Below are 14,695 nucleotides of genomic sequence, written 5' to 3'. Positions count from 1 at the left end.
CCACACGCGTAATGTGGCGCGATTACGATGGCTTCTCGTTGATTGAACTGATGATTGTGGTGGCAATCGTTGGCATTCTCGCTGCGATTGCCATTCCTGCTTACAAAAAGCAGATCCAGCAATCGCGCGAATCGTCCGCCAAGTCGGCATTGCTCGACCTGGCGCGGCGTGAAGAAACGTTCTATTCCACCAATAACTATTACACCGCTGAGATGGCTACGCTTGGCTATTCAAACGTGACCAGCAACACCATCCAAGTCCCCAACAACACCGGTGAGGACTACTACAGCGTGACGATCACTGCCCCTGCCTCCGGTGGTACCACCGCTTCAACTTACACCGCCACGGCAACGCCGGTATCGACCAGCACCCAGGCCGGTGATGTATGCGGGACTTACCAGATCGACTACCTCGGCAATCAGACAAACACCGGAGCAACCGCGACTGGTAGCGGCGGGACCAGTTGTTGGTAAGCAAGAAACTTGGGGGGCTTTGAACAAGCCTCCCTGTCCAATACCGCCTCTGTTACAACGAGGCATAGCCAGCATGAAGCGTTGCGCGGATAATCGACACCCCTCGAAACCACGCAATGCAGGCTGATGTTCACACCCGGTCAACGCTGGATCTCCACCGCCGAGCCTGAGCTCGGCCTGGGCACCGTACTGCGCGTCGAAGGGCGCGGGGTACAGGTGTTGTTTGCCAAGTCGGGGGTGTTACGCCCTTATGCAGTGGATTCCGCGCCGCTGGTGCGGGCGGAGTTTCGGGCCGGGCAGCGGGTGGCTGGCAAGGGGATTGCCTTTCTCGTGGAGCGGGTCGAGGAGCGCGAGGGGTTGCTGGTCTATCGCGGCGAAGGGCGCGAGCTGCACGAGGGACAGCTGGATGATGAGCAGAGTGTCAGCCAGGCGGATGATCGGCTGATTGGCGGGCGTACCGACCCGGTGCCTCATTTCGAATTGCGCTTGGAGAGCCTGAAGCGCCGGGCAGAGGCCCGGCGTTCGCCAAGCTGGGGCCTGACTTCTGCGCGGATCGGACTGGTACCGCATCAGCTGCGGGTGGCGGGCATTGCCGCGGCACGTCGTCCGCCACGCGTGTTGCTGGCGGACGAAGTAGGCCTGGGCAAGACGATCGAGGCGGGCATGATCATTGCGCGCCAGATTGCAGCCGGCCGCGCATCGCGGGTGCTGGTGCTGCTGCCGGATACGCTGGTGTATCAGTGGTTCGTGGAGCTGCTGCGCCGTTTCAATCTGAGCTTTGCGATCTACGACGAAGAGCGCTGCGAGGCGTTGGAGCAATCAGGCAGCGACGCCAATCCTTTTGAAGATGAGCAACTGGTCATCGCCGACTTCGGCTTCCTGGAACACAATCCTAAGCGCGCTGCGCAGCTATTGGACGCAAGTTGGGATTTGCTGGTGGTGGACGAAGCACACCATCTGGCGTGGACACCGGAAAGCGCCAGTCCGCGCTATACCCTGGTGGAGCAATTGGCCATAGCAACACCCGGTGTGATTCTGCTGACCGCCACGCCGGAGCAACTCGGCCGCAGCGGCCACTTCGCCCGTTTGCGCTTGCTCGATCCGCAGCGCTATCACGATTTGAACGCTTATCTCGCCGAGTCGGAACACTTCCAGGCACTTTCACACATCGCCGACAAATTGCTGGCACGCACAGCACTTGAAACTTCCGAGCTGGCTCAGTTGCGCAAAGCCTTCGAGGGCGATGCAGCGCTGCAAGCCTGCCTTGCCGATACCACCAAGCCAGAGCACAGCCGCGAACTGCTGGCGGCATTGATCGATCGCCATGGCACCGGCCGTTCGATGTTCCGCAATCGCCGCGCCAGCATTGGTGGCTTTCCGAAACGCGTGCCGGTGTGGGAACTGGTCGATGCCGAGCGTCTGGATGAAACCGCACGTCAGGCACTACTTGTCGAATTCCACGCAGACATCCAGCAACCGCCACCGGTGCTCGAAGTGGATTACGCCAACGACCCGCGCATTGACACACTGGTAGCTTTGCTCGAGCGCCATCCGCAAGACAAATTCCTTCTGATCTGCCGCAGCCAGCCCAAGGTACTGGCATTGGAAGAAGCGCTGCGTACGCGTACTGGCGCTGGCATTGCGCGTTTCCATGAAGGCTTGGGAATAGTGCAGCGCGACCGTAATGCCGCCTATTTTGCTCAACCGGATGGCGCGCGCCTGCTGATCTGCTCGGAGATCGGTTCGGAAGGACGCAATTTCCAGTTCGCGCATCGCCTGGTGTTGTGGGATCTGCCGCTGGATCCGGATCTGCTCGAGCAACGCATCGGTCGTCTCGATCGCATTGGGCAGAAGCAGGACATCAGCATCCATATCATTGCCGCGGCCGATAGCGCACAACATGTGCTGGCGCGCTGGTATGACGAAGGCATCGATGCCTTCCGCACCAGCCCTGCCGACGGCCGCGAATTGCTGCGCCGTTTCGGTGAAACCCTGGCGAAGCTTGCTGAAGAACATGCACGCGGAGACGATCAACGCGATCAGGAGTTGGATGTGCTGCTCGCCGAAACGCGCGCTGCGCACGAGCAGATGGCCGAGCTGATGCGTGCCGGTCGCGATCATTTGCTTGAGTTGGCGGCAAGCCGCGATTTGCATTCGGACGAACTGGCGCAGGCATTCCGCCGTGAAGATGATGATCCGTCGCGCGATGCTTTCCAGCAGCGCTTGTTGGAGTCCTTCGGCATCCACGCGGAAGAACTCAGCGCCAACGTGCTGCTGCTCGATCCGCAATACCTTTCCACCGATGCCCTGCCCGGTTTTGCCGAAGGCCCGGTCTCGGTGACGTTCTCCCGCGATACCGCGCTCTCGCGCGAAGAATTGCCGCTGTTGCGCCTGGATCATCCGATGATCGCCGGCGCCATCGACTTGGTGCTTTCCAACGAGCGAGGCAATGCAACTTTCATGGTGGACGACGCGCTGCCGCCACGCAATGCGCTATTGCAGGCCGTATACGTGCTGGAATGCGTGGCAGAACGTAGCCTGGATGCGGAGCGTTTCCTGCCCACGCAGCCGATCATGGCCACCATCGATACCAAGCTCACCGAACGGCCAAGCTTTCAGCCCAGCGATATGGCCGTGCGCAAAGCGGGCGATCGTACGATCGAAGTACCTCGCTACCGCAAATTCCTCGCCAAGCTGGTGCCGCCAATGCTGGAAAAATCGGAGGCTGCGGCAAGCTTGCGTGCGCAAAGCAGTATTGCCGCTGCCGTGACGGAAGCCAGGGAAACGCTGGATGCGGAATTGGCGCGCTTGCACGCGTTGCGTGCGGTGAATCCGTCGATCAGCGAAGCGGAAATAGTGCGTGTGGAAGAGGAGCGCTCGGCGCTGCTCGAAGCACTACCGCAGGCGCGTTTGCGCTTGGATGCGGTGCGGTTCGTGGTGAGTCCGGATTTTCTGGCGTTGCGATAAGCCGTTCTGCTCCGGACCAAGAACTTTCTGTTTCCTTATGGCCGCCATTTCCGCCAGAGCGGGAATGGCGGCCATATTGGTAAATTTCCACGGAGAAGAATAAATCACGCAGCCATCAAGCCGCATTCGCATCCACTGCAGCGACCGCCATCCGCTTCCCGATGCCGAATACAAAATACGCCACCGTGAGCAACACCACCCACGCCGCGCCCACGTACAACGCTACGCGCGTGTCCGGGTGATAGCCCAACATCACCAGCACGAACATCAGGAACGCCAAGCAGATGGCGCTCGTGATCGGCCAGCCACGCAGCGGAAACGCGGTCTTGCCAAAGCGGCGGCGGAAGCTGAAGTGCGCAATCAGCACCATCGACCACGTCCACACGGTATTGAACGAGAGGATCGACATCATCGTCTCGAAAATGCGCTTGGGCAGCTCGTAGTTGAGCACCACGCCGATCAGCAGGCACGCCAGCGAGACCAATACGCCGCGGGTTGGCACGCCATGTGTACTCACCTTGGCCAGGAAGGCCGGCGCCTGCCCCTTGTTGGCCAGGCTGTAGAGCATGCGGCTGCCGCTAAAAGTCGTGCTGTTGAAGCCGGACAACGCGGCAGTGATCAGCACGAAATTGATCACACCCGCCGCCTGCGCTATACCGAGTTTGTCGAAGGTGGTAACGAACGGGCTGCCCTGGGTGCCGATCTGGTTCCAAGGATAGATCGCCATGATGACGAACAGCGCACCCACGTAGAAAATCAGGATGCGCCACAACACTGAATTGACGGCACGCGGAATGGTGCGTTCCGGCTGCGAAGCTTCGCCCGCTGCCATGCCGACCGTTTCAATGCCACCGAACGAGAACACCACCACGGGCAACGCCAACACCATGCCCACGAATCCATGAGGGAACCACCCGCCATGGCTCCACAGGTTGGAAAGGCCCACCGGGTGTCCGCCATTGCCCCAACCCAGCCAGATCATGCCGGCGCCACCCAGAATCATCAGCACCACGGTCACCACTTTGATCATGGTGAACCAGAATTCCATCTCGCCGTACACCTTCACCGCCATGAGATTCAACGAACCGATCATCACCACGCTGCCGAGCACCCAGATCCATTGCGGCAAGTCGGGAAACCACTGCCTCATGTAGATACCGACACCGGTGCTTTCGGCCATGCCTACGCCCACCATCAGCAACCAGTAGTTCCAACCGGTGACGTAGCCGGCGAACGGCCCCAGGTAACGATGCGCGTAGCTGCTGAACGAACCGGCGACCGGATCATGCACGGCCATTTCGCCCAGCGCGCGCATGATGATGAAGATCATCAGGCCGCCAAACATATACGCGAACAACACCGAAGGGCCGGCCAGCTGGATGGTGCTGGCCGAGCCGAGGAACAGGCCCGTGCCAATGGCCATGCCCAGCGCCATGAAGGTGATGTGGCGCGGCATCAGCCGGCGCTGCAAGTGTTGCGTCATGGTTTTCCCGCCCTATGGAAATGGTTCAGCGCATCAAACGGCGTTTGGGTTTAATTGGAAACTTGCCGCGCCAATACTCGATCATCAAGAAGCCGCCCAGCATACCGCCAAGGTGGGCGAAATGCGCAACGTTCGCCTGCCATCCACCCACGCCCAGCACCAGCTCCACGGCGCCATAGCCGATCACAAACAGCCATGCAGGAATGGGTATCGGCAGGAAGATCAGCATCAGGCGCTCGTGCGGGTAAAGCATGCCGAACGCCAGCAGCAGCCCGAAGATGGCGCCGGATGCGCCGAGCGTAGGCTCGAAGCCGTGCGTGAAGTACTTCACCACCAGCAGCTGCGTCAGCGCGGCGGTGATCAGGCACACGAAGTAATAAAGCGTGAAAGGGCGGGCACCGAAGGTCTGCTCGATGGCACCGCCGAACATGTACAGCGCAAACATGTTGAAAAAGATGTGTTGGATGCTGCCATGCATAAAAGCATAGGTAACGAGTTGCCACGGCCGGAAGCCGATCGCCGTGATGCTGCCGTCTGATAACTGCGCCACCTGGTCCGGCCCCCATGGCCATAGCGCGAAATGCGCGACCAAGGTGTCGTGCATCACTTGCTGCAGCAGGAACACCACGATGTTGGCGATAAGCAGATAAAGCGTGACGGGTGGAAGACGGGTGGGCATAAGGGCGAGTTTTCTAGGTTTGTAATGAGCACGTAGGTTGGGTTCGCGCAGCGTAACCCAACCAATGCTGGCGCCAGCACCGCATAGCTCAACAACTGCTTTGACTGGGACTTGTTGGGTTACGCTGCGCTAACCCAACCTACGCGTCGCGACGCGCACAACAAACAAAAAAAGGCCACCCATGAGGGTGGCCTTTCACAAGCGTCATTACCGGAAAATCAACCGTTGTGCGCGCCCGCATCGATCTGGGCCATGGCTTCCGGGCGGCGGGCGCCGGCAAAGCGCTTGGCCCAGTAGCTGTCGGAGAGATTGTCCACGCGCACGGACTCGCCGCGGCGCGGAGAATGGATAAAGCGGCCTTGGCCAATGTAGATCGCCACGTGCGAGATGCCGCCCTTGCTACGGCCATGGCGACTGGTGGTGGTGTTGCGGAAGAACACCAAGTCGCCCGGCTGCATGTCGTCGCGGTGAATGATCTTGCCGACCAGATACTGCGAGGCCGAATTGCTTGGCAACTGCAGGCCGATGGCACGTTCAAACACGTAACGGACGAAGCCGCTGCAATCGAAACCGGTGGAAGGATCACGGCCACCGCGCACGTAGCGCACGTGGCGCAGCTCCATCGCCAAACCGATCAGCATGTCGCGCAGGCCTTGGCTGGTCTTGGCATCGCTGAACTGCGCAGCGTCGTCGCCATCATCCGCCTTGGCAGCGGCATTGCCGGCGGTAATGTCCTTGGCAGACGTCACCGTGGTGAAGGGAAGCTGGGTGGGAAGCGTGGACTGGGCCATTGCCGCGGCGGGCGTGAAGGCGGCCAGCGGGCTCATCAAGACGGAGGAAAACTTTCCGGAAACCTGGGCCTGAATGCTGCTGCTCGTGTCGGCGGCGAAAGCGGTGCCTGAAAAGCACATAGCCGTGGCAAGCGCGGCGAGTACAAGTCGCGTGTTTGGCATTCGGTGATCTCTGGGCGGTTACCAGTCCGGCCGTCGCCCCCTGCGGCGGCCGTGACGAAGCAGTGAAGGTAACAAAGCCCTATCGGCGACTTGTTCGGATCAGGTTAACTGAACCCTATCGTTTGGAAAGTCGAATTTCCGTTTTGAATCACTTCAACCATTTGATTTACAAGGCTTATCAGAAGAAACTTAGGTTTACCTGTAAGCGCTCGCTCAAAAATTTTTCGGAACATTTACGGATTTTGCGGGCGAAGTCTCATGCAGAGGCGTACGAACGGCTACCAAAAATAGCGGTTCCGATCCGCACCTCGGTGGCGCCTTCGGCAATCGCCAGCGGGAAATCGCCGCTCATGCCCATGGAAAGCTTCGGGAGCTCGTACCCTTCCGCAGCACAGCGGTCGCGCCATTCACGCAGTTGGCGGAAGCACGCCCGCACCTCCCCCGTATCCTCGGAAAGAGTTGCCAGTGTCATCAGGCCCTTCACACGCAGCCTGGGGAAGGCGCGCAGTTGCTGGAGGAAGTCCGGTAATGCGTCCGCGGGTAGACCCTGCTTGGTCTCCTCGCGGGCGGTCTTGACCTGCACCAGCACGTCGAGGCTACGATTTTCAACGTCCAGGCGGTGCTGCAGCGCCTCGGCCAGCTCCAGCCGGTCCAGCGATTGCACCTCGCTGGCCAGCCGCGCCACGTCCCTGGCCTTGTTGGTTTGCAGGTGGCCGATCACCACCCAGTCGATCGTCTCGCCAGCCAAGGCAGCCGCCTTCTCGCGAATTTCCTGCACTTTGTTTTCGCCGAAGCGATACAGGCCCAGCCCCAGTGCGGCCCGGACCACATCCGCGCCGAAGGTTTTGCTCACTGGCAGTACGGATACTTCCGCCGGGTTGCGGCCCGCCTCGCGGCAAGCCGCGTCTACCCGCCGGCGCACCGCAGCCCAATTGGCGGCGATATCGCTCATCGCGCGCCTTGTTGGAAATGCTTCGCCACCACGTCGGCCACCACCATCGACACTTTCTTGCCAGTCGGGATGTGCAGGAATTCGTTCGGGCCGTGCGCGTTGGAATGCGGCCCCAGCACGCCGGTGATCAGGAACTGCGCCTGCGGGAACTTGGCGCCCAACATGCCCATGAAGGGAATGGTGCCGCCCTCGCCCATGTACGCAGCCGGCGCACCGAAGTAATGCTGCGAGGCTTCGGCCACCGCCTGTTCCAGCCACGGTGACAGCTGCGGCGCGTTCCAGCCGCTGCCGTCCTTCTCCAGCTTGAAGCTGACCTTGGCGCCGTAGGGCGGATCCTTCTCCAGCAGTTGCTTCACGAAGACACTGGCCCTGGCGCCATCCAGCGTCGGCGGCAGGCGCAGGCTGAGCTTTACGCTGGTCTTCGGACGCAAGACGTTGCCAGCGCTTTCCAGCGATGGCAGCCCGTCGGCACCCGTCACCGCCAGTTGCGGGCGCCAGGTGCGGTTGAGCACCAGTTCGGCAAGGTCTTCCGTGACCGGCTGCATGCCCGCGACAAACGGGAATTTCTCGTACACCGCCTTGCCGAGCACGCCGGTAGCCGCCCTGGCTTGCTCGATACGCTGCGGCGGAATCTCCACATGCAATTCCTTCGGCTTGATGTCGCCGGTTTCCGGGTCTTCCAACCGCGACAGCAACTCGCGCAGGATGCGGAAGCTGGAAGGCACCACCCCGGATGCATCGCCCGAGTGCACGCCTTCTTCCAGCACCTGCACGGTGAGTTCGCCGCCGGTCATGCCACGCAGCGAGGTGGTGAGCCATAGCTGGTCGTAGTTGCCGCAACCGGAATCCAGGCACACCACCAGCGACGGATTGCCGATGCGTAGTGCAAGATGATCCACATAATGCGGCAAGTCGTAGCTGCCGGACTCTTCGCAAGCCTCGATCAAAACCACGCAGCGCGCATGCGGAATACCCTGCTCTTGCAGGGCGAGCAAGGCAGCGAGCGAACCGAAGATCGCGTAGCCGTCATCCGCGCCGCCGCGGCCGTAGAGCTTGTCTCCCTTAAGCACCGGTGTCCACGGACCCAGGCCTTCGGCCCAGCCGGTCATCTCCGGCTGCTTGTCGAGGTGGCCGTACAGCACCACCGTATCGTCGTTCTGCCCCGGCACTTCGATGTAGATCAGTGGCGTACGTCCTTCCAGGCGCACCACTTCCAACGTGGCACCCGGCAGTTGCGAGAGCTTGCTGCGCGCCCAGGTCTCCATCAGCTTCACCGCTGCATCCATGTAACCGTGCGCCGCCCAATCCTTGTCGAACATCGGCGATTTGTTGGGTATGCGAATGTAGTCCACCAATTGCGGAACGATGTCGGCATCCCACAGATCGCTGATGTAACGAGTGATGCGCGCGGTATCCATACGGACTCCATGAGGTAAAGGAAAGCGCGATTTTAACAGCGCGGAGCATCGCAACTCTTGCTGCAGGAGAACATGCCGCACCGCTTCGTCACAACGGTGCGATATCCGCGCTCACAACCTTGACAGTGTCTGGATGACACTCACAGGGGCGCAACTCAGCTATTTCGGTACGCGCTTCACCGACTGGGCTCCCACGTATGCAACAACGCAAAGTGAATGCGCGGCAGGAAAAAGCCGCTCACTCATACCTCAGGGAGAACCATCATGCTGAAAAAACTCGCCGCCATCGCCGGCTTGGCCTTGTCGCTCGCGCTGCCCGCTTTCGCTGCAACGCCGGTCAACATCAACACCGCGGACGCCGAGACCATTGCCAAGTCGCTGGACGGCATCGGCCTGGCCAAGGCGAAAGCCATCGTCGCCTTCCGCGACGAGCACGGCCCGTTCAAGAGCGCGGACGAATTGTCGCAGGTAAAGGGCATCGGCCCTGCCACGCTGGAGCGCAATCACGACGCGATCCTGCTCAGTGGCGAGGGTGCGAAGGCGCCCGCCGATGCACCGGCCAAGCCCAAACACGCCAAAAAGTCCAAAGCGGCCACGGCAGAGGCCACTCAGGACTAATCGCTCGGAAACCTCGATACGGCCCGCTTGCGCGGGTCGTATCTTCATGCATCGCTTGCGCTACACTCCGCCGCGCCGAAACCTTATCCGCCGCCGCCAACCAACCATGATCCTGCCCCGCTATCGCATTGATGCCTCCACGATCCGTGGTGCGGGCAAGGGGTTGTTTCTGGAAGAAGACGTGGAAACTGGGCGCATCATCACCGCGCCGGACACCATCGAGCGCACTTACCGGCTGGATGAACTGCTGGCTAAACCCGACCAGATGTACGCCAGCGCCCGCTGGTTCGAAGACCGCTACACGCTGTCACCGGAGTGGCCGGACGAGTGCTACATCAATCACAGCTTTGCCCCGACGGGCCTATGGCACCTGGGCTTTGTATTCGCCCTGCACGACCTGCCCGCCGGCAGCGAGATCACCGTGGATTACCGTCACCTGCTGCCGCCCGGGCAGGAGGAAGACTTCATCGACACCGCCACCGGTGAGAAAATTGTGGGTCTGCCCTGGGACGAGAGCCTGATGACCAGCACCCGTGCCCTGGCCAGAGTGCTGGATAGTGCGAGCTTGGCGATTGACCAGCAATGATCGAGATTCCCACCCTTGAGACCGAACGCCTCCGCCTTAGCGCGCTGACCGAACGCCACTTTGACGACTACGCCGCGATGCTTGCCGATCCGGAGAGCACACGCTGGATCGGCGATGGCCTGCCGCTGGACCGCACCAATGCATGGCGTTCGCTAGCCATGTTGATTGGTCACTGGCAATTGCGCGGCTACGGCATGTGGGCGTTGGAACTGAAAGCCACCGGCGAATTCATCGGCCGCGCAGGACTGCTGCATCCGGAGGGCTGGCCGGACGTGGAAATGGGCTGGATGCTCAAACCCGACCATCGCCACCATGGCTACGCCACCGAGGCGGGCACCACCATCCTGGATTACGCCTGGAACCACTTGCAGTTGCAGCGCGTGATCAGTCTGGTGCGTGTCGGTAATGAAGCCTCTGATCGCGTCGCCGAACGGCTCGGTGGCGAACACATCGAAGACATCGATTTCTTCGGTAGCGACAACCATGTTTTTGCCTACTACCCACCGCACCGCGACTTCCGGCGCCACGCCTTTGCGTGAGTACGTAGGTTGGGTTAGCGAAGCGTAACCCAACAAATCTTCGATCGAAGCAACGTTGGGTTACGCTGCGCTAACCCAACCTACACCTACGTACAACAACGTCTAAGGAGAGACGAATGCGCTACAGACGCATCAAAGCGCCAGGTGCCGCCTACTTTTTTACCGTCAATCTCGCAAATCGCACCAGCTCACTGCTTATTGATCGAATCGATACTCTCCGACAAGCAGTTAGACACGTAAAAACACACCATCCCTTCCATATCATCGCCTGGGTCGTACTCCCCGAGCATATGCATGCCATCTGGAGCATGCCGGACCATGATCCTGACTATTCAAAACGCTGGCGACTAATAAAGCAGCATTTTTCAAAGTCCGTCGAACGAGAAGAGGTGATCCGTTCTTCAAGACAACACAAGGGTGAACGCGAAATCTGGCAGCGCCGTTTTTGGGAACATCAGATACGGGACGAAAGCGATTTGCAGAGCCATGTTGATTACGTACACATCAATCCCGTCAAACACGGCCACGTAGCCAGAGCAAGTGATTGGCCCTACTCATCCATACACCGATACATATACGGCGAGGGCTTATCACCCTTAATTGGGCGTGCGATCCTGATGATGCTGGCCAGAAAGGTGAAGCAATGCGGTAAAACGTAGGTTGGGTTAGCAAAGCGTAACCCAACAATGTCGCTCTGAAATGTTGGGTTACGCTTCGCTAACCCAACCTACGCCGCTACTATGCAATTCGCGCTGGCATGACGACACGCGCCACTTCCGCCAGTGCAAACAATCGTGCCGTACGCATCCAGCCGGCGGCAAGCACGATCAGCTGACCAAGCAACAAAGCCAGCACAAATCCACCCACGCCTACGGCCGTCACATGGATGCGCAGCAAGCCAAACACGGACGCCAGTATCAGCCCCACTAACGTGACCGCCAAATAGAACAGCAAGGTCTTCACCGGCTGCTTGAACAGCTGCTTGATGCCGCGCCACATCGCACGTGTTGCCGAACGCAGCGAGGTATCGGCAATGAACGCCGCCCGCGCCGATTCCACGATCGATTGCATCAGCACGAACACGATCAAGAATATCCATTGCGCCACGTGGGCATACCGATCTGCCTGCGATTCCAGCACGGCTTGTTCTGCATGCTTATCCGCCAGGTGCGTACCCAACAAGTGCACGCCGATCGCCACGCCGTAGGGAATCAGCGACCACAGCAACAAACGGAACATGCGGCCGTATTCCACCAGGCCGCTCTGCAGCAAAGGCCCAAAGCCCAGCACTCGCCCTGCCCGGCCGCTGCCGATCACCATGCCGGCCAGAAATGGCGACAGCAACACGCTGCAGACCAATGCAACGACGAAGCCCGTCGCCAGCCATTGCGGGTGATCGAAAAAGCTGGTGACCACGTCGGTGAACATGATGGCATTGAACTGTTGCGCCCATTCGGCCGAATGTACCGAGGTATCGAGCAACCCGCCCAGCATCTTCCACAGCGGCAAGACGAACAGCGTGGCGGGAATCAGCATGATCAGCAGCCACAGCAACAACAATCGCCACTGCACGGCAGCGCGCATGCCGGACCACAGCGCCGCAAAGCTTACGGAACGAGACATGATGGCGGCCCTCACAAGGTTGTCAGCAAGGCGGAGATACTTTGCATCAACGCGGCGGCATCGGCCGTCCAGCGTCGCGATGCGGCACCATCCGGCTCCGTGGTCTGGCTATTGTTGAGCCGGCCGCGATCCAACAAGTCGTGCTGGTCTGGATCAAGCTCTGCCGATACGACTTTGCTTGGCTTGACGAACTCGAAGCGTGCCCAGCGTCGGTCATCGTTCCACGTGACGTCCTCGTGCGTACCATCCTCAAAGGTCACGCGCAGCAACTCTGGTGCAGACGCACCATCGCGTGTCACCGTCACCGTGCTGTGCCAGGGGAACGGGCCAGGCGCACCCGGTTTGGCGTCCTTGTGCGCCTTTTCCCAGTCACTGCGCTGCTTGTCGATTTGCTTGTCGAGCTCCTCGGCATCGACTTCGGTCTGCTTGCCATCCTTCCAGGTCACGCCCGCCTGCGGCTGCACTTCGTAGCTGTCGATGTCGGCCACCTTGTCGTCGATGAAAGCCGTCCCATAGACGTACTCATTGAAAATGGCATCCACATCCTTGGCATTACCGGAGCTATCGATCAGCGCAGCACGGAAATCCGCAACCGAGGGATGACGGAAGTGCCAGCGCTGGTAGTAGAGCTTGAAGGCTTTCTCCAATGCCGGCCGGCCAAGGCGCTCCTCGAGATCATGCATGGCCGTGGCCGTGCGTGAATAAACGGTGCCGTAGCTGGTACCGGAGAGACGATCCCAGCTGTTCTGCGCGAGCGGATCGGCGGGATGGAACAGCGTCGCGGTCGCACGTTCGAAAGCAAAGCCGCTGATGCGCGGCGTGATGCCCAATGACTTGGTGAAGGGTGTGGCCAGCACCAGGTCCTGCTTGCGCTCACGCAGCATGCGGTTGTCCCAATATTCGTTGAGCCCTTCGTCCAGGATCGGCTCCTCGAATTCATTGGACGCGAGAATGCCGTAGAAATAACCGTGGCCGAATTCGTGGATATTCACGAAATCGCTGAGCATCTGATACGCCGTATCGGGCTCGACCACTTTATAGCCCTCGGAAGTGAAGAAGGTTGGATACTCCATGCCACCTGCTTCATCCGCGTTATAGGGCGGAATAACCGCCGTGACCGTTTCATACGGATAAGCGCCCAGCGTGCGCGAGAAATAACCGAGCGCATCGATGGTCGATTTCAGCGTAGGTGCTGCACTCGCTTCGTATTCCGCAGGGTAAATCACGCGCACCGCCACTTTCGGGCTGCCTGGCCCTTCATACGTGCCGTCCATCGTCTTGAAGCCTTTAGCGGCCACCCATGCAAAATCGTGCACATCCCCTTGCACGAAGTGATAGGTGGTCTTGCCGTTCTTCTGCTCCGGCGTGCCCTGCAGCTTGCCGACCGCACCCACGGTGTAATCGCTGGGCACCGTCAGATGCACGTCATACAAGCCGAAATCCGCATAGAACTCGCTTTCGAAATGAAACTCGTGCACGTTCCAGCGCACCTCCGTGGCACCGCGCTCGCCGGGCAACTCAAGCACGCCGATCTTCGGGAACCATTGGCCCACCAGATTGAAATCACCCCACCATCCGGTGCGTTCCACCACGCGCGGCAGCTGGCTGAGAAAATCGATATCCAGCGCCAGCGTGCCACCCGCCGGCACCGGCTGTGCCAGATCGATGCGCACGACCGTTTCATCCGTCGACGGACCACCGTCCGGATGCACGAAGCTCCACGTCACCGGCGTGCCGTTCTGTTGCACGCTCTGCAGGCGAACCCAACCCCACTGGCCTTTCTCCAGCTCCGCATTGCCGCGCGAGCTGCCGTGTGCGGTAAGCACCTTGCGCTCGGTGAAGAACGTGCTGCCTTCATTCTGGAAAGCATTGAGGTAAAGGTGGAAATAAACGCTATGCACCTCGCGATCGCTGCGATTGCGCCACGTCATGTGCTCCGTGCCGGTGACAGCATGCTTGGCAGCATCCAGGTCCGCGTCGATGGTGTAGCTGACCACGCGATCGGATAGCGTCGGTTCGTTGCCGGTGCGCTCGCCGCCCCATGCATTCGGTGCACTCTGCGTGGTGATGATGGTGTCGTGCGCAGGCGCAAACGGAATTTCTTGTGCCGTCGCCGCCGATGCTGCGCTGGTCTGTGGCGCGACGGGTGCCGTGGTCTGCGCCATCGCCTGGCACGACCACAGCATGACGCAAGCCGCGAGCCATCGCCCGCTACTGCCCATTGCAAAGCTCATCGATGGTCTCCCCTACACGTTGAAGAACGAGCGTGCGCCAAACGCGACAACCAAGACATCCGCCAAACGTCATGGCGTAGGTTGGGTTAGCGCAGCGTAACCCAACGTGTTCGATGCGGCTTTGTTGGGTTACGCTGCGCTAACCCAACCTATCCAACTGTTCAGCCAAC

Annotated in this window: 13 protein-coding genes; 6 read left to right on the top strand and 7 right to left on the bottom strand. The window is 60.2% G+C overall.

Going from position 1 to position 14,695, the window contains the following annotated elements; genetic code table 11:
* The first annotated feature begins 11 nt into the window (after positions 1-11).
* Both IEX75_RS12950 and rapA read left to right on the top strand, forming a co-directional pair.
* Positions 12-473: a type IV pilin protein gene (locus IEX75_RS12950; protein WP_188795663.1), complete on the top strand. Its 462-nt coding sequence runs from the start codon at positions 12-14 to the stop codon at positions 471-473.
* A 126-nt stretch (positions 474-599) separates the two neighbouring features.
* On the top strand, positions 600-3,440 hold the full coding sequence (rapA, locus tag IEX75_RS12945; protein ID WP_188794719.1) for an RNA polymerase-associated protein RapA: 2,841 nt from the start codon (positions 600-602) through the stop codon (positions 3,438-3,440).
* Positions 3,441-3,555: 115 nt separating this feature from the next.
* Here the strand turns inward: rapA and IEX75_RS12940 are convergent, their stop codons facing one another.
* The 5 genes from IEX75_RS12940 to IEX75_RS12920 form a co-directional block, all read right to left on the bottom strand.
* Positions 3,556-4,923, bottom strand: coding sequence for an amino acid permease (locus IEX75_RS12940; protein ID WP_188794718.1), 1,368 nt, complete (start codon positions 4,921-4,923; stop codon positions 3,556-3,558).
* Between the two features lie 25 nt (positions 4,924-4,948).
* The gene (locus IEX75_RS12935; RefSeq protein ID WP_188794717.1) at positions 4,949-5,602 is read right to left on the bottom strand and encodes a rhomboid family intramembrane serine protease; all 654 of its coding nucleotides are present in this window, start codon (positions 5,600-5,602) and stop codon (positions 4,949-4,951) included.
* A gap of 218 nt (positions 5,603-5,820) precedes the next feature.
* Entirely contained in the window at positions 5,821-6,555 is a 735-nt protein-coding gene (locus tag IEX75_RS12930) for a C40 family peptidase (protein WP_188794716.1), read from the bottom strand.
* 256 nt (positions 6,556-6,811) lie between these two features.
* Positions 6,812-7,507, bottom strand: a complete 696-nt coding sequence (locus IEX75_RS12925) for a YggS family pyridoxal phosphate-dependent enzyme (RefSeq protein ID WP_188794715.1) — start codon at positions 7,505-7,507, stop codon at positions 6,812-6,814.
* Entirely contained in the window at positions 7,504-8,925 is a 1,422-nt protein-coding gene (locus IEX75_RS12920) for a M20 family metallopeptidase (RefSeq protein WP_188794714.1), read from the bottom strand. The genes IEX75_RS12925 and IEX75_RS12920 overlap by 4 nt, the downstream gene beginning before the upstream one ends.
* A gap of 264 nt (positions 8,926-9,189) precedes the next feature.
* Between IEX75_RS12920 and IEX75_RS12915 the strand changes: the two genes are divergently transcribed.
* From IEX75_RS12915 to IEX75_RS12900, 4 genes are all read left to right on the top strand, one after another.
* A complete protein-coding gene (locus tag IEX75_RS12915; RefSeq protein WP_188794713.1) occupies positions 9,190-9,543 on the top strand; it encodes a ComEA family DNA-binding protein in 354 nt (117 codons plus the stop codon).
* Between the two features lie 106 nt (positions 9,544-9,649).
* Positions 9,650-10,129, top strand: a complete 480-nt coding sequence (locus tag IEX75_RS12910; RefSeq protein WP_188794712.1) for an SET domain-containing protein-lysine N-methyltransferase — start codon at positions 9,650-9,652, stop codon at positions 10,127-10,129.
* Complete coding sequence (locus tag IEX75_RS12905; RefSeq protein ID WP_188794711.1) at positions 10,126-10,668, top strand: GNAT family N-acetyltransferase; 543 nt, start codon at positions 10,126-10,128, stop codon at positions 10,666-10,668. The genes IEX75_RS12910 and IEX75_RS12905 overlap by 4 nt, the downstream gene beginning before the upstream one ends.
* Positions 10,669-10,784: 116 nt before the next feature.
* On the top strand, positions 10,785-11,327 hold the full coding sequence (locus IEX75_RS12900; RefSeq protein WP_229720811.1) for an REP-associated tyrosine transposase: 543 nt from the start codon (positions 10,785-10,787) through the stop codon (positions 11,325-11,327).
* A 79-nt stretch (positions 11,328-11,406) separates the two neighbouring features.
* On the opposite strand, the gene IEX75_RS12895 is transcribed toward IEX75_RS12900, so the two are convergent.
* Together IEX75_RS12895 and IEX75_RS12890 are read right to left on the bottom strand one after the other, a co-directional pair.
* The gene (locus tag IEX75_RS12895; RefSeq protein WP_188794710.1) at positions 11,407-12,291 is read right to left on the bottom strand and encodes a hypothetical protein; all 885 of its coding nucleotides are present in this window, start codon (positions 12,289-12,291) and stop codon (positions 11,407-11,409) included.
* An 11-nt stretch (positions 12,292-12,302) separates the two neighbouring features.
* Positions 12,303-14,525, bottom strand: a complete 2,223-nt coding sequence (locus IEX75_RS12890; RefSeq protein WP_229720810.1) for a M1 family metallopeptidase — start codon at positions 14,523-14,525, stop codon at positions 12,303-12,305.
* Positions 14,526-14,695 lie beyond the last annotated feature (170 nt).

The organism is Dyella nitratireducens, assembly GCF_014642835.1.
In the GTDB taxonomy this organism is placed as follows: domain Bacteria; phylum Pseudomonadota; class Gammaproteobacteria; order Xanthomonadales; family Rhodanobacteraceae; genus Dyella_B; species Dyella_B nitratireducens.
The sequence above is the reverse complement of the archived record's forward strand: the minus strand, read 5'-3'. Positions and strand labels throughout refer to the sequence as shown.

What these genes read in the sequence shown, in the direction of transcription:
- IEX75_RS12950 (WP_188795663.1), top strand. Translation starts at nt 12, where the DNA reads ATGTGGCGCGATTACGATGGCTTCTCGTTGATTGAACTGATGATTGTG.
- rapA (WP_188794719.1), top strand. Translation starts at nt 600, where the DNA reads ATGTTCACACCCGGTCAACGCTGGATCTCCACCGCCGAGCCTGAGCTC.
- IEX75_RS12940 (WP_188794718.1), bottom strand. Translation starts at nt 4,923, where the DNA reads ATGACGCAACACTTGCAGCGCCGGCTGATGCCGCGCCACATCACCTTC.
- IEX75_RS12935 (WP_188794717.1), bottom strand. Translation starts at nt 5,602, where the DNA reads ATGCCCACCCGTCTTCCACCCGTCACGCTTTATCTGCTTATCGCCAAC.
- IEX75_RS12930 (WP_188794716.1), bottom strand. Translation starts at nt 6,555, where the DNA reads ATGCCAAACACGCGACTTGTACTCGCCGCGCTTGCCACGGCTATGTGC.
- IEX75_RS12925 (WP_188794715.1), bottom strand. Translation starts at nt 7,507, where the DNA reads ATGAGCGATATCGCCGCCAATTGGGCTGCGGTGCGCCGGCGGGTAGAC.
- IEX75_RS12920 (WP_188794714.1), bottom strand. Translation starts at nt 8,925, where the DNA reads ATGGATACCGCGCGCATCACTCGTTACATCAGCGATCTGTGGGATGCC.
- IEX75_RS12915 (WP_188794713.1), top strand. Translation starts at nt 9,190, where the DNA reads ATGCTGAAAAAACTCGCCGCCATCGCCGGCTTGGCCTTGTCGCTCGCG.
- IEX75_RS12910 (WP_188794712.1), top strand. Translation starts at nt 9,650, where the DNA reads ATGATCCTGCCCCGCTATCGCATTGATGCCTCCACGATCCGTGGTGCG.
- IEX75_RS12905 (WP_188794711.1), top strand. Translation starts at nt 10,126, where the DNA reads ATGATCGAGATTCCCACCCTTGAGACCGAACGCCTCCGCCTTAGCGCG.
- IEX75_RS12900 (WP_229720811.1), top strand. Translation starts at nt 10,785, where the DNA reads ATGCGCTACAGACGCATCAAAGCGCCAGGTGCCGCCTACTTTTTTACC.
- IEX75_RS12895 (WP_188794710.1), bottom strand. Translation starts at nt 12,291, where the DNA reads ATGTCTCGTTCCGTAAGCTTTGCGGCGCTGTGGTCCGGCATGCGCGCT.
- IEX75_RS12890 (WP_229720810.1), bottom strand. Translation starts at nt 14,525, where the DNA reads ATGAGCTTTGCAATGGGCAGTAGCGGGCGATGGCTCGCGGCTTGCGTC.